Source organism: Paenibacillus sp. FSL K6-0276 (assembly GCF_037977235.1).
Lineage (GTDB): Bacteria > Bacillota > Bacilli > Paenibacillales > Paenibacillaceae > Paenibacillus_AQ.
The window spans coordinates 3,510,332-3,529,273 of record NZ_CP150276.1; the positions used below are offsets into that span (position 1 = coordinate 3,510,332).

General features: G+C 42.4%; 21 protein-coding genes and 1 pseudogene. 3 read left to right on the forward strand and 19 right to left on the reverse strand.

Going from position 1 to position 18,942, the window contains the following annotated elements; genetic code table 11:
• Window positions 1-142: 142 nt before the first annotated feature.
• The 12 genes from MHH52_RS16565 to MHH52_RS16620 all read right to left on the reverse strand — a co-directional run bounded on the left by MHH52_RS16565 (window position 143) and on the right by MHH52_RS16620 (window position 10,630).
• On the reverse strand, window positions 143-853 hold the full coding sequence (locus tag MHH52_RS16565) for a hypothetical protein (protein ID WP_340003652.1): 711 nt from the start codon (window positions 851-853) through the stop codon (window positions 143-145).
• Between the two features lie 139 nt (window positions 854-992).
• Window positions 993-1,595 (reverse strand): hypothetical protein, encoded by a 603-nt coding sequence (locus MHH52_RS16570; RefSeq protein ID WP_340003653.1) that lies wholly within the window; start codon window positions 1,593-1,595, stop codon window positions 993-995.
• Window positions 1,596-2,054: 459 nt separating this feature from the next.
• Window positions 2,055-3,026, reverse strand: a complete 972-nt coding sequence (locus MHH52_RS16575) for a permease prefix domain 1-containing protein (protein ID WP_340003654.1) — start codon at window positions 3,024-3,026, stop codon at window positions 2,055-2,057.
• Window positions 3,027-3,032: 6 nt separating this feature from the next.
• A complete protein-coding gene (locus tag MHH52_RS16580; protein WP_340003655.1) occupies window positions 3,033-3,359 on the reverse strand; it encodes a PadR family transcriptional regulator in 327 nt (108 codons plus the stop codon).
• A 252-nt stretch (window positions 3,360-3,611) separates the two neighbouring features.
• The gene (locus MHH52_RS16585; RefSeq protein WP_340003656.1) at window positions 3,612-4,331 is read right to left on the reverse strand and encodes an SDR family NAD(P)-dependent oxidoreductase; all 720 of its coding nucleotides are present in this window, start codon (window positions 4,329-4,331) and stop codon (window positions 3,612-3,614) included.
• Window positions 4,332-4,482: 151 nt separating this feature from the next.
• Window positions 4,483-5,298, reverse strand: a complete 816-nt coding sequence (locus MHH52_RS16590) for an ABC transporter permease (protein WP_340003657.1) — start codon at window positions 5,296-5,298, stop codon at window positions 4,483-4,485.
• Window positions 5,295-6,326: an ATP-binding cassette domain-containing protein gene (locus tag MHH52_RS16595; protein WP_340003658.1), complete on the reverse strand. Its 1,032-nt coding sequence runs from the start codon at window positions 6,324-6,326 to the stop codon at window positions 5,295-5,297. The genes MHH52_RS16590 and MHH52_RS16595 overlap by 4 nt, the downstream gene beginning before the upstream one ends.
• A gap of 159 nt (window positions 6,327-6,485) precedes the next feature.
• Window positions 6,486-7,433: a peptidase domain-containing ABC transporter gene (locus MHH52_RS16600; RefSeq protein ID WP_340003659.1), complete on the reverse strand. Its 948-nt coding sequence runs from the start codon at window positions 7,431-7,433 to the stop codon at window positions 6,486-6,488.
• Between the two features lie 104 nt (window positions 7,434-7,537).
• Window positions 7,538-8,170 (reverse strand): cyclic nucleotide-binding domain-containing protein, encoded by a 633-nt coding sequence (locus tag MHH52_RS16605; RefSeq protein WP_340003660.1) that lies wholly within the window; start codon window positions 8,168-8,170, stop codon window positions 7,538-7,540.
• A gap of 425 nt (window positions 8,171-8,595) precedes the next feature.
• Window positions 8,596-8,928 carry a metalloregulator ArsR/SmtB family transcription factor gene (locus MHH52_RS16610; protein ID WP_340003661.1) on the reverse strand — a complete coding sequence of 111 codons (333 nt, stop codon included), beginning with the start codon at window positions 8,926-8,928 and terminating at the stop codon, window positions 8,596-8,598.
• A gap of 1 nt (window position 8,929) precedes the next feature.
• Entirely contained in the window at window positions 8,930-9,352 is a 423-nt protein-coding gene (locus MHH52_RS16615; protein WP_340003662.1) for an SRPBCC domain-containing protein, read from the reverse strand.
• A gap of 369 nt (window positions 9,353-9,721) precedes the next feature.
• On the reverse strand, window positions 9,722-10,630 hold the full coding sequence (locus MHH52_RS16620) for an NAD(P)-dependent alcohol dehydrogenase (protein WP_340003663.1): 909 nt from the start codon (window positions 10,628-10,630) through the stop codon (window positions 9,722-9,724).
• A 23-nt stretch (window positions 10,631-10,653) separates the two neighbouring features.
• Between MHH52_RS16620 and MHH52_RS16625 the strand changes: the two are divergent.
• A pseudogene (locus MHH52_RS16625) lies at window positions 10,654-11,427 on the forward strand (LuxR family transcriptional regulator); the annotation flags it as partial.
• Window positions 11,428-11,451: 24 nt separating this feature from the next.
• Complete coding sequence (locus MHH52_RS16630) at window positions 11,452-11,748, forward strand: LuxR C-terminal-related transcriptional regulator (RefSeq protein WP_340009700.1); 297 nt, start codon at window positions 11,452-11,454, stop codon at window positions 11,746-11,748.
• Window positions 11,749-11,974: 226 nt separating this feature from the next.
• Here the strand turns inward: MHH52_RS16630 and MHH52_RS16635 are convergent, their stop codons facing one another.
• The 4 genes from MHH52_RS16635 to MHH52_RS16650 form a co-directional block, all read right to left on the reverse strand.
• Window positions 11,975-12,331 carry a hypothetical protein gene (locus MHH52_RS16635; protein WP_340003664.1) on the reverse strand — a complete coding sequence of 119 codons (357 nt, stop codon included), beginning with the start codon at window positions 12,329-12,331 and terminating at the stop codon, window positions 11,975-11,977.
• Window positions 12,285-12,941, reverse strand: coding sequence for a hypothetical protein (locus MHH52_RS16640; RefSeq protein ID WP_340003665.1), 657 nt, complete (start codon window positions 12,939-12,941; stop codon window positions 12,285-12,287). Before MHH52_RS16640 ends, MHH52_RS16635 begins: the two co-directional genes overlap by 47 nt.
• Window positions 12,942-13,113: 172 nt before the next feature.
• Window positions 13,114-13,374, reverse strand: a complete 261-nt coding sequence (locus tag MHH52_RS16645) for a hypothetical protein (protein WP_340003666.1) — start codon at window positions 13,372-13,374, stop codon at window positions 13,114-13,116.
• 55 nt (window positions 13,375-13,429) lie between these two features.
• Window positions 13,430-14,245 carry a MerR family transcriptional regulator gene (locus tag MHH52_RS16650; protein WP_340003667.1) on the reverse strand — a complete coding sequence of 272 codons (816 nt, stop codon included), beginning with the start codon at window positions 14,243-14,245 and terminating at the stop codon, window positions 13,430-13,432.
• A 113-nt stretch (window positions 14,246-14,358) separates the two neighbouring features.
• Here MHH52_RS16650 and MHH52_RS16655 point away from each other — a divergent pair, with 113 nt between their 5' ends.
• Window positions 14,359-15,867 carry an MFS transporter gene (locus tag MHH52_RS16655; RefSeq protein ID WP_340003668.1) on the forward strand — a complete coding sequence of 503 codons (1,509 nt, stop codon included), beginning with the start codon at window positions 14,359-14,361 and terminating at the stop codon, window positions 15,865-15,867.
• Window positions 15,868-15,961: 94 nt separating this feature from the next.
• Here MHH52_RS16655 and MHH52_RS16660 read toward each other — a convergent pair whose 3' ends face one another.
• The 3 genes from MHH52_RS16660 to MHH52_RS16670 all read right to left on the reverse strand — a co-directional run bounded on the left by MHH52_RS16660 (window position 15,962) and on the right by MHH52_RS16670 (window position 18,940).
• A complete protein-coding gene (locus MHH52_RS16660) occupies window positions 15,962-16,582 on the reverse strand; it encodes a glycerol-3-phosphate acyltransferase (protein WP_340003669.1) in 621 nt (206 codons plus the stop codon).
• Window positions 16,582-17,673: a glycosyltransferase family 2 protein gene (locus tag MHH52_RS16665; protein ID WP_340003670.1), complete on the reverse strand. Its 1,092-nt coding sequence runs from the start codon at window positions 17,671-17,673 to the stop codon at window positions 16,582-16,584. The genes MHH52_RS16660 and MHH52_RS16665 overlap by 1 nt, the downstream gene beginning before the upstream one ends.
• Before the next feature lie 64 nt (window positions 17,674-17,737).
• The gene (locus tag MHH52_RS16670; RefSeq protein WP_340003671.1) at window positions 17,738-18,940 is read right to left on the reverse strand and encodes an MFS transporter; all 1,203 of its coding nucleotides are present in this window, start codon (window positions 18,938-18,940) and stop codon (window positions 17,738-17,740) included.
• Window positions 18,941-18,942 lie beyond the last annotated feature (2 nt).

Sequence of the window (18,942 nt, forward strand, 5' to 3'; positions counted from 1 at the left end):
TCCCCCCACCCAGTGCCTGACGAAATAGTTATTACAATTGAGCCGAAGTTAAGGCTTGTTATACCCATCTAAAAATTTCACGAATGTCTTTCTGTACGTACAAGGAAGAAAAATTCAGGTGAATTCCACGTAATGAATCATCCTATATCTTTTGTATTCTCTCCCAAAATTCTTTAAAACGTTGTTCAATTACAGGTTCAATCAAGTCATAATTTTCCCATGTATTAGCAACATGATAAAATGTAAGTCCAACTCCTTGAAAGGTATGGACATAGTCTTCGGCTGTATAAATGTCCTTTTGAATATTCAAATATTCATTGACGAATGGTTTAATCCCATCTGCAAGTTCTTGGGTTGAAAACACGCCGTCCAGACATTTCCGATAGAATTCAGCACCCGTAAGCTGCTTCTGCTTTACTTTCTCTATTTCAGTAGCGAACTGATGCTCTATTTCCTCTGAAAACCAATTATTATTAATTAACCAAGTGATGAACATGCCCGTAGCGGTGTAAGCAGCATCTTTTGTTAAATCCTCCGGGAAATCCCCTTCATAGTGCCACTTCGCTTTATCTAATACACGATCCTCAGGAATCATTATTGCATCTAGAATCGATTCAGGCTCTTCGATATATCCTTTCGCTTGGTATTCCAGAGACAATTGCTCAAGCTGATAAAGCGCTTCTTCCATTGGATATTGTTGATACACCGCATTCGTGGTTTTTTTCCGTAATGTTAACCGGCCTTTCACGATATTTAAAATATGTAGATCTGACGAAGTCTCCGTGATCATCAAATGAATATATTGTTTATAATTTTTGCTCGGTTTTGTAAGCAATATTCTCTTCGGATTCAATTCTCTTTCCTCCTTATACATTTCATAAACGGGATCGGCAAATTACAAGTTCCCTTTAATCGCAATTTCATCGACATGCTCTAGCGTTGCTTTCCCCCACCGACTTACATAATCTATAAATGAATTAATTAGAAAATACTTATACTCTGCCCCAAAATTCATCAAGCATTTTCTTGGTTTCTTCTGGTGACCGAAGTTGGACAGAATTCCCTTTTTCATTTATCGTAAAATGTCCTTTGAAAGCATCTGGCATTGCATTGTATTGTTTTTCTTCTTGTGTATATGCCTGAATAAAACAAGCGTATCCAAATCTATTTACTAAATACGGTAACCCAAAAGCAGAACGAATCAACTCATATTCTTGATAGTTATATGGTGTATTTTCAGGACGCTTCATCAGAATCTCTATAAACTTAGACATCAGTTTCTCTACTTCTTTTTCAGTGGCATGATTCGCGTATCCTCGGATTGCAGTCAATCTCATATCTAGATAGCGTTCTTTTTTAAAGGCTTTGAAGAAAAAATCCTTTAAATCAATATCCTCACAAAACACAAGTGACATCATTATCGTGTTACGAATGTACAATTTTTTTGCTAAAGAATATAGTTCTGTTAAAAATTCAACATCTGCACTTGACAACGCTATGGTCTTGCATTTTTCTAGCAGCTGTTGGAAATCAATTTTATTTTCAAATCCCTTTTTTTGAGACATTTTCTTGAGCTCTTCAACTACGTCTGACATTTGATGTATTCCTCCATAATAAAATTGTTCTACGTAATCATTTTACAGCATATCCAAAGAACAAGATTTGGAGCGTGGGAGGCTTGCAAGTACAACATCCGTTCGTTATTGAAAGTGATGCTCCCTGTATATATTCAAGAATTAAAATAGTACCATAGCGGACGCTAACACAAAAAAGGGGTTCGCCACCCCTCTTTACTATTTCCGCCGGAGGGATCGAGAGCAAAGACTTTATTATAACTGAGTCGGGTTGGATAGTAGTGACTTTATTATTAATGCTACAAGTTTATTGTGGGGCTACACTGCTTCACCAACAGTGACAACACTCCACATGTGTGGTCCTAGGAACAGGTATACAGTCTCCCCTTGCATTTCCTTGCGGCTTTTTTAAATTTGTCATCTTCCCTTTCACAGCATTATGAAACCCGTTATTGTTTCGACACCAACAATAAAGCACAATCAGGAGACATTTTTGCGTTTCAGAATATGATAGACATTACTGAACATGCCCGACAGAATACCGGCAATCGGGAATACGGCCCAATTGACATCCCAGCGCTGATAAACAAAGCCCGTGAACAAGAAGATCACTGTCGCCAATGGCCACAAAATTGCTCCCACAGCTCCCATAAATCGATTTTCTTCCTTCTTCAGTGCAGTGATTTCCATCTCCTCTAGCAGCTTCGTATATGCACCTTGAATGTTTCCATAATAGATGAACAGGAACACTGCCACTGCAGCGATCAGTAGGAAGGCCGAGACTCCATAAGGAGCGAAGTCATCATTGACAAATGAAGTTGCGAAGATAAAAGCTAATGACAACACGCATATGCAAACTCCAGTAATCAGAGAAAGGCGATAAGTCGGAGCGAAAAGGGCTTGACTGCGTTGAAGTGACGCTTTTAGAGCATAAGGTAGTTGAAAGCCTTTCTCCAGACTTTTGAAGCGCTCAAGCTTCATTCCACTATGGATGAACATCCCCACTGCCACGGCAACCAGCACGCACATACCAACCAGCCCTAACATCGAACCTTTATCAGCCACAATAGCATTTTTATATTCAAACAGTGTATCAAGACCAATCAGAAGCGCAACCCCACATGCGCAGAGAAAAACACCGATACCGGTCCATAACCCCGAGCTACGTCTGGCAGCCACATAAGTGTAAGCCTCTTCTTCTGTCAGAACATGCACATTTACAACCTGCTCCGATTCGACAGGATGGATGCCGAGCTCAGCAGTCAACTCTTCAATATTACCGAATTCCGAAATGACAATGCCGATCGCTTCATTCTCCGACTTGCCATCACGCTTCAACTCCTGATACTTCTCTTCCATCCCGGACAGCAGCTCCTGCTTCAGATGCTCCAGTTCCGGGGTTTTTGGCAGACCAGTGAACATATTATCCAGATATACTATAATCGTCTCCATGTACTATCACCACTCCCTGATAAATTGGTTAACAACCTCCTGTGTGACCTTCCATTCCTCACATTTCTCCTTGTAATAGGCGAGACCTAGCGGAGTAATCCGGTAATACGTGCGCCGCTTGCCAAGACTCTCATCCTGGAAAAAGGATTCAATGTAACCGTTCTTCTCTAACCGGGTAAAAGCGGAATACAATGTTGTCTCCTTCATAACGTACTTCTCCTGCGTCACCTTCCTGATATTTTTGGAAATTTCATACCCATAGGATTCTCCATCCAACAGCATGTAGAGGATCAGCGTATCATTGTAGCCACGTATAACATCACTGCTGATCAAAAATGGTATACCTCCTCGATTACTTCATCTGTCGTAGTAGTTGCAGTATAACATAATTACTACGACAGATGAAGTAGTTTAGGGAAAAATAGGCAAAAAAAGTCTAATCCATGTCTTGATGCGGATGAGCTTGCTTTTTGTGACCGTAATTGATATCATTTACGGCTTTATACCATAGCAAAAAGACGCTATCGTCGGATAATCCATAAATAGCGTCTTTTCTTAATTTATGTGCAGGACATATAAGGTTTATTATGCATTCAAATCCGCCATTGCTGGAATATGAATTTCTTTGACACAGGAAGCTCTAGAGAGGTTAACGATACATTTCACAATGGAGACAATATCCTGAACAGGAATTCTTGTGCCACTATATGCTGCAATCGCTTTTTCCGCGCCATCCTCATAAGGAATTTCTGCTGCCAGCTCACCCGGATTCACACAAGTAACTGCAATGCCATCCTTACGAACATGCTCACGCAAAGCATGAGTAATGCCACGTAGACCGAACTTGGAAGCTACAAATGATACCTGGGCATTATTGGTATGGTCAAGTCCTGCTGTCGAGCCAATTAGAATAATTTTTCCTGCTTCCGATTGGCGAAGATTAGGCAGTACAGCCTGTATGCAGGTAATTGTTGAAGTTATATTCACATTAATAATGTTGGCAATGTCAGTCGCCTCATCCTTGTCAAACGTATAGTGATCCTCAAAACCTTCTTTCTCCCAAATACCCACGTTATAAACTAGAACATCAATCTTCTCCGTTTGAATGCCCTTTGATAAGACTTGTGCGGCATCTGGCTGCGATAGATCTACTGCAATCCATATCCGCTGTATGCCATCATTAAGATCCAGACTGCCCGGCCTGCTTCTGGAAACGATCCACACTTGATCACCATACTCAGGCAAACCTTTCACAAATGCATCTCCCAGACCTTTACTTGCCCCCAAAATTAGATAGTTTCTCATACTGTCGCCCTTTCCCGTGTTTACCATTCTATTTTTATATCATATTACCATCGAAGGACATGAAGAAGTAGGGTTAGAAGTCGGAGTTAGGCAATTAACTTTTAAAAAGCCACTACCATGGAGTAATCCATAGATAGTGGCTTTTGTTCAATTATGTCCGGCGCATATAAGCACGAACCGTGATTGGTGCAAAGATTGCGACGATGATCGCTGCCCCGATCAGAGAAATTGCAAAGTCCCAACCTACGGTTCCAAAGTTAGTAAGTTGTCGTACTGCAGAAACGAGATGTGAGATTGGATTGACTTTAACAAACCATTGTAACCAGTTAGGCAGCGTGTCGACAGGCACGAAGGCATTAGATAGAAACGTAAGTAGGAACAACACAATCATCGATATCCCCTGTACACTAGAGGCAGTCCGGGCAATCACACCGAAGAAAGCGAAGATCCAGCTAATCGACCAAGCACAGACAATAACAAGAAGTGCAGCGATTGCGACATGTTCCAGACCACCATCAGGACGGTAACCCATAATGTAGCCCATGACAAAAGTAAGTACAGTAGCAATCGTATATCTAATCGTGTCAGCCAACAAGGCTCCCGCTAACGGAGCTATACGAGCAATTGGCAGTGACTTGAATCGGTCAAACACGCCTTTATCCATGTCCTCACGTAATTGGACGCCAGTAACGATTGAGGTAGTAATGACTGTCTGCACAAGAATACCGGGGATAATAACAAGCAAATAACTTACCACGTCACCAGATATAGCCCCTCCAAAGATATAGGTAAACATCAGCGTGAAAATAATTGGCTGAAGCGCAACATCGAACAATTGCTCAGGGGTACGTCGAATTTTCAGTATCCCACGATAAGCCATCGTTAACGAGTTGCGTACGGATTGCCGGAAACTCGTATGGTTTTTCAATTGGCGGTTAACACCCGAATTTATTGTAGTAGTTCTCATACTCTTGCTGCCTCCTTAATGTTTGACGCTTGGGACGCTGGTAACGCATCATCCGTAGCAGCATGACCAGTAATCGTTAGGAATACTTCATCAAGCGTCGGTTTCTGCACACTCATCTCAGCCAAGAGGATACCTTCCTCGCGAAGAGCAATCAGTAGGTCTGTAACTATGTCGGCGTTCGCCATCGGTGCAGTTATTTTCCCAGTTTCGTACGATACCACGGACTGAATTTGGAGCACATGTTCCACGCGCTGACGAGCTAGTTCAATATCTTTTAGATTTTGAACTTTCAAGTATAGTGATGTGGTACCCACTGACGCTTTCAGATCATCGGCGGTGCCCTCTGCAACGACTTGCCCACGATCGATAACTGCGATCCGATCTGCCAGTTGATCTGCCTCTTCAAGGTACTGTGTAGTTAGAAGAACCGTTGACCCCGTATTCACCAACCGGCGAATGGTAACCCACATTTGTGAGCGGGTCCGAGGATCAAGCCCTGTAGTTGGTTCATCTAGGAAGATTAACGGTGGTTGTGCAATAAGACTAGCTGCCAAATCCAGACGACGACGCATTCCGCCAGAGAAATTTCGAAGGGGCCGTTTAGCCGCCTCAGTCAAACCAAACTCTTCCAGTAATTCTGTTGCTTTTTGCCGCGACTCTGCGCGCCCAAGCCCTAATAGCCGAGAGAAGATAATAAGATTCTCTGTAGCACTTAATGACTCATCGACTGAGGCATATTGTCCTGTCATACCAATTAATTGTCGAACAATCTGCGATTCCTTCACCACATCGTGCCCGAAGATTCGCGCTGAACCTGCATCGGGGCGAAGTAAGGTTGCCAGCATCCGAATGACGGTAGTCTTTCCTGCTCCATTCGGACCAAGGACTCCATAGATCGTACCTGCTTTCACGTTCAAATTCACGCCATCCACCGCGCGATTGTCACCAAAGGTTTTAACCAGGCCACGTGCCTCGACGGCCCAATCGTCATGGTCTGGTGTTAGGATCTTATTTTTTACATGCACCATTGTAATTCCTCCAACGTTTCAGATTATATTGTGATAATAAGCGCCATTTATAAACTGAATTTAAACGAAGGTTTAAACAGCGTTAAACATTTTCAATTATCCATTTTCTAGAAAAAAAACAAAAAAACCACATTCAATGAACGTGGCTAATCTAACTGATTATAATTGCTGACTGACTAAATAATAATACAGGCCTTTTGCCTGCAAAAGTTCTTCATGGGTTCCGCTTTCCACAACTACGCCTTGATCTAGCACAATGATACGATCCGCATGCTTAACTGTACTTAATCGATGCGCGATAATTAACGTGGTTCTATTTTTATTCATAAGATCCATATTATTCTGAATTTTCTGTTCCGACTCCGTGTCTAGTGCGCTCGTTGCTTCATCAAACACCAATAATGGAGGATTACCAAGTAATGCTCGTGCAATCGCGATTCTTTGAGCTTGCCCACCAGATAATCTAATTCCACTTTCACCAATCAACGTATCATAACGAAGCGGAAGCTCATTAATGAAATCATGAGCGCCCGCTAACATCGCAGAGGCTTCAACTTCACTAAAAGCGACATCCTGCTGTCCTAAAGCAATATTCTCAAGAATCGTCCCCCGAAAAATCACTGTATCTTGCTGCACTACCCCAATCTTTTGGCATAAAGAAATTGCATCTATGGTTCGCAGTTCATGTCCATCCACACGTATCGTTCCACTTGAAGGGGAATACAAATTCAATAATAGATTCGCAATCGTTGATTTCCCCGATCCACTTCGTCCTACTAATGCAACAGTTTGGCCCGCCTTGATCTCTAAGTTAACGTTCTGCAGAATATTCTTCCCATCCACCTCATAACGGAAGGTAACATTTTCAAAAGAAACATGACCTTTCACATTCACAAGTGTTCTAAGCTGCGATTGCTCTGACTGCTCTAGCCGAGATTGAAATACATCATCTAATCTTTCCATAGAAATACGTGCTTCCATCAGATCATCGAGCATGTGAATAATATAAGAGATCGACTGAGTTACCGTTGATAAAAATACAGTAAAAGCTACCAGTTCCCCTGCGGACATATCGCCTTGAAGTACATAACGGGAGCTAAAATACAAAACTGAATCGTTCCTAGCGTACGAATCCACTCTCCACCTGTTGCGCAATGGCTGGAAGCTGGATATCGGATAGATTCGCGAGTGTTGCTCTTATCCCCTCTGCTTCAAATCCAAGAGATTGTGCACTTTCCATCAAGTCTTGGAGTGAGGTTCCTGATTTGCATATTGGACTTGATATGATTAATTGGAACAGATACACCGTAATATTTGCATATCATACTTAAGCAGGTGGGACCACAGTCCATTTCACTTTGCTGCAGAATAAAGGGGAACTTTCGCCAAGGTTTTGCAGGCTTAGATTTGATCCGTCCCTCTATGGCTGATTTGACCATCGAAGTAGATTCGCTTGGTTCCATAGGTGGCTCTGAGAAATCTTCAGATTTCTGATCGAGGAGATTACTGTCACTGTAATTCGAAGCTATCCGAAGGATCGCTTCCTTAATTTTCGGATAATCGCTTATAAGATGATCAAAATCTTCTTTGGAAAGACGAAAAAGTGTTGCGTTCTCTACCGTTCTAACCGTAGCTTTACGAGGTTCTCCTTTTAGCAGAGCTAATTCTCCGAAAAAATCACCAGCTTGCAGCTTATTTAGCAATACCCCATGGCTTTCACTTACCACTTTTACTTGACCAGATCTTAATATGTAAAATGCGTCCCCTGGCTCGCCCTCTGTTACAACTGACACTCCAGCTGAGTATTCGCAAATTGTAATTTTATCGAGCAGTGAACGAAGCACCTGATATTCTATGTTAGAAAAAATAGTAGAGCCTTTCAAAAAATACGCATCGCATCAGAAGCCATATATTGATTCTTATATATGCTTAGCTCGGGGCGCGTCTCCAGCATTTGAATAAAATCTTCCTTGGAAAGCTTAAACAGTTGAAGCTCAGTGGAGGCTCTAATGGTAATGTCCGTACAGACACAACTTCACTTCTGGTTGACTGCCTTCTTGATTAACTTTTTCTGACATTAAATTTACTTCCAATAGTTTAATTTTAGACTAAAGGGAATCATGATATTTAACAAGCAACTAAAGTTGTTATTCAAAAGTTTCCATGTACAAACCACCTAACCACCTATGGCTGGCATCAATCGTATAGCTTAATTTCCATTATATCAAAATAAAAAAACGAGAAGCGCGATTTCACGCCTCCCGGTTTATCACTTTTCATCTAAATCTGCCTCAACATATTCTTTGAGCGCAGACAATTTATTGGCCCAGTATTGTTCAAAAAAGGTAAGCCAATCCTGTAGCTCCAGCAAAGGCTCTGGCTGTAGCTTGTACCGAGTCTCCCGACCGACCTTTTGACTACTAACAAGTTGTGCATCGAACAAAACCTGTAGATGCTTATTCACAGCGGTTCGACTGATCGGATAGCATTCCGTAATGGATGCTATGGACATTTCCTTATTAGCAAGCAGCTTTAGCAGACTGCGGCGGGTAGGATCTGCTATAGCTTGAAATACATCATGTCCAGATTCAGCGACAGGCATATTAAGCCTCGATATAAGCAGGAAGTTTTTCTTGGACGATTTTCTCCCAGCCGCCGTTCATAAAGCCACGAACGATTGGATGCGGTTGACCAAATTCAGTGACCTTCTCAGGGTCCCATCCAGAGTGGATCACGGTGAACTCCGTTTTTCCATCAATTTCTTTCAATTCAAAAACAAGATGCCAATCCTTCCCCCAATTAAAACCGACACGGTTCGGCTCATCAATCTCTGTAACTTTACAAGGGGAATCCCCGAATTGTCCAGCATGCAGGATGAACTCATGACCTACCACTGGCTCGAATGTACTTGGCATCCACCAAGCAGCTATTCCTTCAGCAGTGGAAACAGCTTTCCATACTTTTTCAATTGGCGCATTGAGTGTAATTGTTTGACGAATGTCTTGTAGTGGTCCTTGAGTTTGCATAAATGGCCTCCAAAATTTATTTTAATGTAACACCTTTTGGTTTCGTTTTTATTATAACACCATTTGGTGTTATGTCAATTTACAGATTTCCCTAATTGATCATTCGTTATTCATTCTCCGCAGTGCTTGGGACACCCTTCATTTTTAAGTAGGATTGACATTGGCACTTGGTGTGGACGCTCCGCGAACGGACCGTTGTTCCAATCGCTGTTGTCTCCAGATTTTTTTATTTAATTCCCTTAGCAGTGAAAATCCGGAGAAGCTTATGATTACGTTACGCTGCTTCTTTTACCACCAACATTTTGACCCTATAAAAACAGACCTCCCTCGAAATAAACGAAGGAAGCCTGTTTATGAAATGCATCATTCCTACAACGTAATGACTAGACTCCCCTTCTTCCTCCCTGTTTCCGCATATCGATAAGCCTCTGGAATTTGTTCCAGCGGATAACGTCTATCGATAACCGACTTTAACTTTTCTGCAGCCAAAAGTTCTTGGAGAAAAAGAATATCCTCATTACGTATCTTCGCGATCCCCTGACCATCAACGGTCACATAGGACCCCTTTGTAGTTAGAGCTTTCTTGCATTTTGATTTCGAGACTTTTCCGACGGCATCGAAAATAATATCATAACGCTCTTCCCTAGTTGTAAAATCCTCTTTCGTGTAATCTATAACCTTATCGGCTCCCAGTGACTTCACTAATTCAAAATTCCCAGCACTGCATACTGCAGTAACGTCAGCCCCAAAGTACTTAGCAAGCTGTACCGCTATAGTCCCTACAGTTCCTGAAGCTCCATAAATAAGAACTTTTTGTCCGCACTGGATATTTGCTTTTCTTAGAAAATAAAGCACTGTAGTTCCCCCGTAAAGAACGGAAGCAGCATCTTCATAGGTAACATTGGCGGGTTTGATAGCCATCAACCCACTCTCTGGCAGAGCCGCATATTCAGCATGAGCCCCGAAATTCATACCGGTTAATGCAAAAACCTGATCACCCTTTTTAAATCGTGTTACATCTTTTCCTATCGCTTCAATCTCCCCGGCTAATTCCACACCTAGGATTGATTTTCTAGGTTTGGTAAGACCTAATACTAATCGCATAGGAATCCAGAGTAAGAAAGGACTATTGAAAGCTCGAACCCGAAGATCCCCAGCAGTTACGGTAGTCGCGCGAACCTTTACTAATACTTCATTGCTCTTCGGAATAGATTTTTCCACCTCTTTGAGCTGAAGAACATCTGGTGATCCGTATTTTGTGCATACCATTGCTTTCATGGGCTTCCTCCTAGACCTCATTTTTGGCTAATGCAGCCTATTCCGAAGCTTTATCAATCAGCCAAAGGATCGGGCATGGTGTGATCACGATTATGGATACCCTCGGATTAGGGAACTTACAAGAAGCAGATAACGAGTTTTATGTCGCGGCTGAAACCTATCAAAATGTTCTGAATCTGACAGGGGAACCTCCCATGCCAATTGCCTGCGAGGCTTATCTTGGCTTAGCTCGTATATATTATGAATGGAATGACTTGGAAGCGGCTAAGCGACATGCAGAACGAGCACTCCAACTGGTGAAGCAGTTTGATCACACAGATAGAGTGGTTGCTTGTGAGATTTTTCTCGCAAAATTGATGCTAGTGCATGGTGAGGAAGAGCGTGCGGCTGCTCGTTTAGATAAGTCCGAGCATTTCGCTCGCCAACATCAATTCGTAGATCAGTTGCCTGATATTGCTGCTGCGCGAGTGATGTTGTTGCTTCGACTGGGTAAGCTGGAGGAAGCTGCTCTTCTAGCGCAGAAGCATGAGCTTCCTATCAGTCAGGCTCGGGTATTTCTAGCACATGGAAATCCTTCGGCTGCACTAGTGGTATTGGGGGCGCTGCGTGAGGAGGCGGAGATAAAAGGTTAGAAGGATGAATGTCTCAAGGTGATGATCCTCCAAGCTGTTGCTCAGCATGCAAATGGCGAAAAGTCGAAGGTCATACAACAACTACAAGACGTAATGATATTGGCTGAGCCAGGCGGCTTCATCCGGATATTTGTAGACGAAGGTATTCCGATCTACAAGTTGCTTAGTGAAGCTGTAACAAATGAGTTTATGCCGAAATATTTAGGTAAGTTGTTGGAAGGATTTGAAGCTGAGAAATGGAGAAGGGAAGTTAAATCCGATCAGCGTCTGATTCCGTCGCCTAAATCCCTAATCGAGCCACTGAGTGTCAGAGAATTGGAAGGGCTGAACCTCATTGCCCAAGGACTCTCGAATCGTGAGATTAGCGAGCGTCTGTTTCTTGCGCTCAGTACGGTTAAAGGGCATAACCGGATTATTTTTGATAAATTGCAGGTCTCACGACGAACGGAAGCCGTTGCTCTTGCTCGTAAGTTGGGGCTGTTGTAAATAAAAACAATCCTTTAGTATCTATAAGTCAATACCGTACTGAAGCTATACTTTTTGCATCAGTACGAACGGGTAAGTTACCTGGAGCCAGATTTTCGAGTGCAAGCCGCGACTCATCAAGGATGGTTTCGGACTGGTGCTTGCTAACAGCTAGCGTAGCGCGAATGGAGGCAATATGTCCGACAAGATCTCTAGTTTCATCATCTTCCAGAGCATCTTGGATGGATTATTCAGCCGCTTGCAACTTCTCATCCACTTCACTCATATGACCCACCATTAGAAGTCCAGAAGCAAACATCACCCACAGCGAGGGTCTTGTATTCATTTCTTCCCTTGACAGTGAATTCAGCCATTTTATAACTGGCTTCACTGCACCAGCCCCCCGAAAAAGCAAAGGCATGCCTTTCCCATGGATCAGACGAGCGGCGTGCTCAATATTCTTAGCCGCTACGGCATGTTGAAAAGCTTCTAATTCCAGTGCATTATCTTCATACCATATGCTTGCAATTACATGTAATTCATCTACGTCCCACTTGTCATGAGCTATGTTTGAATTGTTGTTCTGCTGTAGCCGCTTCCGCAATAAATCTGCAAAAAAGATGATGATAGCGATACCACTTTCTCTCGTGATCTAGTGGAACGATGAATAGATTGGTGCGTTCTAGATATTCCAGAATCTCTTGCCCAGTAAAATCAGGAATTAGATTAGCCTCGGTTCCACTATTAAGAACTGCATCACATAGAGGACCGCACATCCGATCGAGGATCGATGTTCGCAACAGAAAAGTCTGAATCGCTGCAGATTGCTGTTGCAACACTTCTTCAAGCAAGTAGTCAAGTATGTAGCGGTGGCTTCCGCTGAAAGACCTAATAAAGCTAACCTTATCTGTATGGCCTAACATAGAAAGTGCTACTAACTGTAATCCGGCAACCCAGCCTTCTATGCAGGATTCAAGAAGACCGATTTCTTCCCGTGTTAAGTTTAAGCTCATTACTTGATTAAGAAATTCAGCTGATTCTGAGAAGGTAAACCGTAAGTCTTTGACGCGCACTTCAGTCAATTGGTCCCGAGCACGTAAACGGGCTATAGGTAGATGTGGATCTTCGCGTGAGGCTATAACTAAATGCATTTGTGGCGGCATACGCTCGATAAGTAAGGAGATTGCCTGATCAATCGTACTGGCCTTAATCACGTGATAATCATCGAGGACGAGAATAAAAGGAGTCGGATGGCAGAGATTTCATTAAGTAGCGGAATTAGAAGCGACTCGATCGGAGCGCCTCCAGGGATTGAAGCAGACCTAAGATACCTTCCCCCATGTTCGGTGCTATCGTCTGCAAAGAAGCAACAAGATAAGACAGAAATCAAGCAGGGTCATTATCGCCTTCATCCATAGATAGCCAAGCGACCGGTCGATCACAACTGGCACGCCATTCACTGACTAGTGACGTTTTACCAAAGCCAACAGAGGCTGAGATGAGCGTCAATTTGCGATGCAGCCCTTCATTCATTTTCTCAATTAGTCGAGTACGTTTTACAACGTTCGACCTAGGCAGAGGGATATATAGTTTAGTTGAAAGGATTGGAATCATCATAGATGAATTATAAAGATCAAAGTCGACCATCGTCAACAAAGAGTGGAACCAATAGTGATTAAGTCGAATTCATTTTATAGTTAATTTATATTTGGATCGCGATTTGTATGACATACTTATCTGGATCCCCAACAGCTATATAACTCAGTAAGTCATATTCGTATGCGTTGCCGGTTATGGTTAAATTATGTTCGGCAATATAAGACTTTAGCTTCTTATAGGACGGAGGTAAGCTTTCGTAAGATCCCTTGTGATTCATGATCAAATATTTACCCTTTGGCTTGATATATAGGAACTCTCCGTTATGTTTATAACTGATTTTATTGCAATAATAATCGGGATCATAGACCCCTTCCTCCAGATTAGATTTGCAAATGATCGCACCTATAGGAAAGTCATATTCAAGATGATGTTCATCGCAATAATCGAAGATTCGATATATTTTTCGAACATGATCCTTCTCACCTTTCTCCTTCGAAAGTCTAACCGCTATAAAATACTCTTCATCACACTCCTCCACCCAGGGTTCTCCGCAATCAACTTGGAGCGCGCGATTCGTAATATCAATAGCCCCTTGTAACAGCCTCTGCATTCGCTCTAACTTTCTTTGTTCTTCAACCAACTGCAGCTGTTTTTGCTTAAGCATGGATAAAAAATGCAATGTATTTTGATCTTTTATATATTCTTTGATCTCATTCAACGATGTTCCTGTCTCTTTCAATACGGCAATAATATCAAAGATATAAAACTGCTTATATGAATAATAACGATATCCGTTTTCCTTCACGATCTCCGGTTTTAATATACCAATGTCATCATAATGGAATAACGTATGCTTCGTTACCCCGCATACCTTAGCGAACTCACTCGTTGTAAAGTATTGATCATAATCAGTAGACATTCAAATCACTCCTCTTGACTATCGGGTTACCCTATACCTCAAAGTACAATAACGGACACCATTACCTTGTCAAGGTAACGTTATTAGCAACTATCAACTTAGGAGGATTACCCATGGTTTCATCAAATCTATCTAAATTTCAACGCTGGATCGTGCTGGCGATTGTGTCCAGCGCACTATTTATGATTGTCATCGACATGACCGTACTTTATTCAGTTCTACCACGACTAACGCATGATCTTGCTGCTTCTGCTTCGGAAAAACTATGGATAGTAAATATTTATCCACTCGTAATGGCAGGATTATTACTCGGTCTAGGAACACTAGGCGATCGTCTTGGGCATAAAAAACTCTTCGTTATGGGTCTTACTATCTTTGGGATGGCTTCACTGATCGCTGCTTACGCGCCGACACCTCTTGTTCTTATTGCTGCGCGTACCCTGCTTGCTATTGGTGCAGCCATGATGATGCCTGCAACACTCTCCATTATTCGAACTACCTTTTCAGATGAGCGTGAGCGTTCATTGGCCGTTGGTATTTGGGCATCTGTCTCCTCTGTCGGTGCGGGAATGGGTCCGCTCATCGGCGGCTTATTATTGGAACATTTCTGGTGGGGATCAGTGTTTCTCATCAATATTCCTATAGTTATTCTCGCACTGATCTTGACCATCTTACTAATCCCAAATCTTAAAGGAAATAGGAATAAAAAATGGGATTTCATTGGTTCCGTTCAAATTATGATCGGTTTAGTTGGGCTTGTTTATGCTATTAAGGAGATCAGCAGACGTGAAGGCTCATATGTAGTCGCTTTGTTATCTGCCGTGATTGGTGTCGTAGCTATGATCTTATTTATGCGCCATCAACGTAAGAGCCAGAATCCATTAATAGATTTTACACTCTTTAAAGATTCACGCTTTTCTACTGGAGTGGCTACAGCTCTATTGTCTTGTTTCGCACTAATTGGAATGGAACTGATCGTCACCCAGCGGCTCCAACTTATTCTTGGGTATTCACCTTTAGAAGCGGGTTTGTACGTTGTATTTACTTCGATAGCGTCCTTCATCTCAGGGATACTAATCGGATTAGTGTTGCATCGTGTTGACAAGGTAAAAGTACAGTGGGTCTGTCTGTTAGTGTCAGGTATAGGAATGGGAGCCCTTCTACTCTTCCATGATGGGAGTATATTCTTACAGTTCGCAGCCTTAATGATTCTGGGTGCAGGTCTTGGGGGTGCGATGACAGCCGCCTCAAATTCAATCATGCTAAATGTCCCTGTCGAAAAAGCTGGCATGGCAGCATCTATAGAGGAAGTATCGTTCGAACTTGGAAGCACTCTAAGTATTACGCTTTTGGGCAGTCTTGCGTCATTCATCTATACTGCATCATTAGTTCTCCCTGATGGGTTAACAGTCCCACCGTTCGTTCGTGACAGCCTTGACGAAGCTCTTCTAGCCGCAGAAAACATGCCTACCGCAGCTGGATCCACACTCGTTGAAGCCGCACAATCGGCTTTTGATAAGTCGTTTATAGTTGTCCTTGCCACTGCAACATTCCTACTTTTAGCTTCTGCGTTAATAATCCGTGCTGTGTCAAAGCGTAAATCATCAATCATTGAACACTAATGTTAGACAGACAAAATTATTGCTTAACTCAACGAGGGTGTTCCAACAGCCATTAAATGGCTGTTGGAACACCCTCGTTTATACCAGGCCTATATTATGTTCCTTTTCGTTCCCTTGTTGAATGCTTCCTTATCCATGTACTCCATTCTAATCTGTGCGTATACGCTAGGATCACTAAATTCCCAAACCATACCCATAAGATAGGAGCAGACCACTTACTGATATACAAAAAAACGGAAAGAAGCAACATTCCACTAACCACTTGCACACCATCCGATACAGGAGATTTGCCTCTGCTTTTGTACCAGCTACTCAGTACTTTCAACACAGCTAGAATCACTGCTAACGCTAAGGAGGCTTTAAATCCCGTCAATGCACTCCATACCCCAAAGGTTACGGCAATTGCCTTCCCACCTTTTCCTTTAAGAAAGGGAGAAAAGGCATGACCCACAATGGGAGCTAAAGCTAACGGAACAATGAGATACCCCTGACTATAATGACTTCCCATCACCCATAGAAGTGGCAAATACCCTTTTAGAAAATCCAATACAATCCCCAAAACGCCTAATTTATAACCGGACGATTTCCAAAGATTTAAAGCTCCCGGATTACCGTCGCCTATGACTTTTAGATTCTTTTTACGCGCTAGTCCAAGCCAATAGGAAAACATAAGAGATCCCGACAAGAATAAACCCGCGACCCACAATATGATCATTAGTCCCTATGGCCTCCCACCTGGATATGCCTTCCTTTCCAGCTTACATGCCTCAGAAAAACGACCTGATATATCGAATAAAGCATGATCAAGATAAAGAAAAGGGTAGCAACCACGTGAAATACAGGAATAACGATGCCAAATATACCTACATATTTTATAAAATAAAAGAGCTGGAACATATAAAGGAGATAACCAATGAGTAACGGCAATCCCCATGAAGTATTCGCAAAAATAAACACGGTTTCTGAGACGATAAGCCCGCCCACCCAAAGTGCGATTGGAATAATCGTTCGCGGACTTATCGTTGAAGTACTTAAGACAGCACCTTTACTAAATCCTTCAATTTCACTCTTTATCCCCTTCGGATACATGCGAAACGAAACTAAGCCATACCCGATAAAATTTCTAATAGGAATACCTGCCGCGATAAACTTCTCTCCTAAAGACAAATCATCCAGCACTTCAGATCTAATGCTTTGATGACCATTAACTTTTTCATAATCCTGCCTTAAAGCCAGGATACACGAACCGTACAGCCCTTTTTTGGCGTTATTCCTTTCAAAAACAGAGGTGAACGTGAAGATCCCCAGCATATTCATAATTAAGGCGAGCTTCTCAAACAGCTTTTCTGTATGATGAAAAGGAACTACCGAAATGACGCCTTTCGATAGCTCCCTTGCTGTTAACAATGACGCCAAAGCGTTAGGCTTTAATCGGATATCCGCATCCAGAAAAGCAAAAATATCGCCTGTGGCTTGTAAATATCCATTCCAGACTGCCCAGCTCTTACCTGTCCATCCCTCAGGGAGACTGCTGTTCGCAATAACCTTAACCCCATAGCTCTCGGCAATTTCTTTGGTCCGATCCTCCGAGAAGTCATCCACAACAATAATTTCATAGGGTGTAATGGTTTGAGACTGAAGTGAATCGAGCAGGTAACGTAAATTATATTCTTCATTCCTTGCGGGAATGATGATGGACAATCTCTCCAGTCCTTGAGGAAGCTCATGACAGACGGGCAAAGTATTCTTTCTGAACAAAATAAAACCGGAGAGACATCCAACTCCTATAACCATTAACAACCACATTACGGTTCCCCCTTTCTACATCTATATATATGAAGGGTTAGTCCGTAATATATTCAATTCAAATTTAACCTACATTTACTTTAGCTGAGTATTTATTAAGCTTTTCTGTACATAAGAGCATGACGATAGCGAAGAAAACGATAATCGCAGGGAAAATACCCAGCGTAAAATTCGATGCCAGTAAGCCGATAAAAGGTGGCATCAGCGTGGTACCAGTATAAGCTGTTGCCATCTGAAAGCCCATAATCGACTGGGCATGCTTCTTCCCGAAACGTACAGGGGTTTCATGTAGCATACATGGGAAAATGGGGGCTAACCCCAGACCTATAATCATAAATCCTACCAGCGAAACTATTGTGGGAAGTGGTAACACTAACAGCACTGTACCGATTAAAGCAATGAGTTGACCATATCGAATTAGCTTTTTATTACTCATTCTAAAAGTGATGAAACCCGTCACCATTCTGCCAAAGGTAATCCCTAGATAAAAAAACGACACCCATGTCGCTGCAGTTGATGCAGGGATGTCTTTGATATTCACAAGAAAACTACTCCCCCAAAGCCCCATACTCGTTTCGATGGCAGAATAAAATAAGAAGGTTAACATCGCAAGTTTAACCCCTCTTAATTTCCAAGGTTTTGTATTCTCAGCGGCTTGCTCTAGCTCCGGATGATTTAACTCTTGATCGCTTTCAGCATTCGGGTTGCTGTTGCTTCCAGCCACTCTATCCCACAAAGGCAACGTAACGAACAGAATAATAACTAAGCTCAATTGAATGTAAGCAACTGTAAGATAACCTTGTCGCCATAAACCTTCACCAGAGATAAAAGATCCCATAATAATAGGACCCAGCGTAGCGCCTACTCCCCAGAAACAATGTAACCAACTCATATGATGGGCTTTATAGTGCGTAGCAACATAACTGTTTAATCCGGCATCTACAGATCCCGCACCTAAACCGAGTGGAACCGCAGCAACAATTAGCCATACTAACGAAGGTGACCATGCAAAACCAAGTAAAGCTACAGCCGTCATAATACAGCTTACAAGGGTCACTTTCCCCGTACCAAAACGTTTAAGGATTGTACCACTCATCAAACTGGAGACAATTGTGCCTACTGCAATAACCATCGAAAGGATTCCAGCAGTACCTAATGAAGCATTTAAGTCCACTCTCATTACCGGCCATGCGGATCCAAGCAATGAATCTGGCAGTCCTAAACTAATAAATGCTAAATAAATAATAATAAGAAAAAAAGTTGCCATTG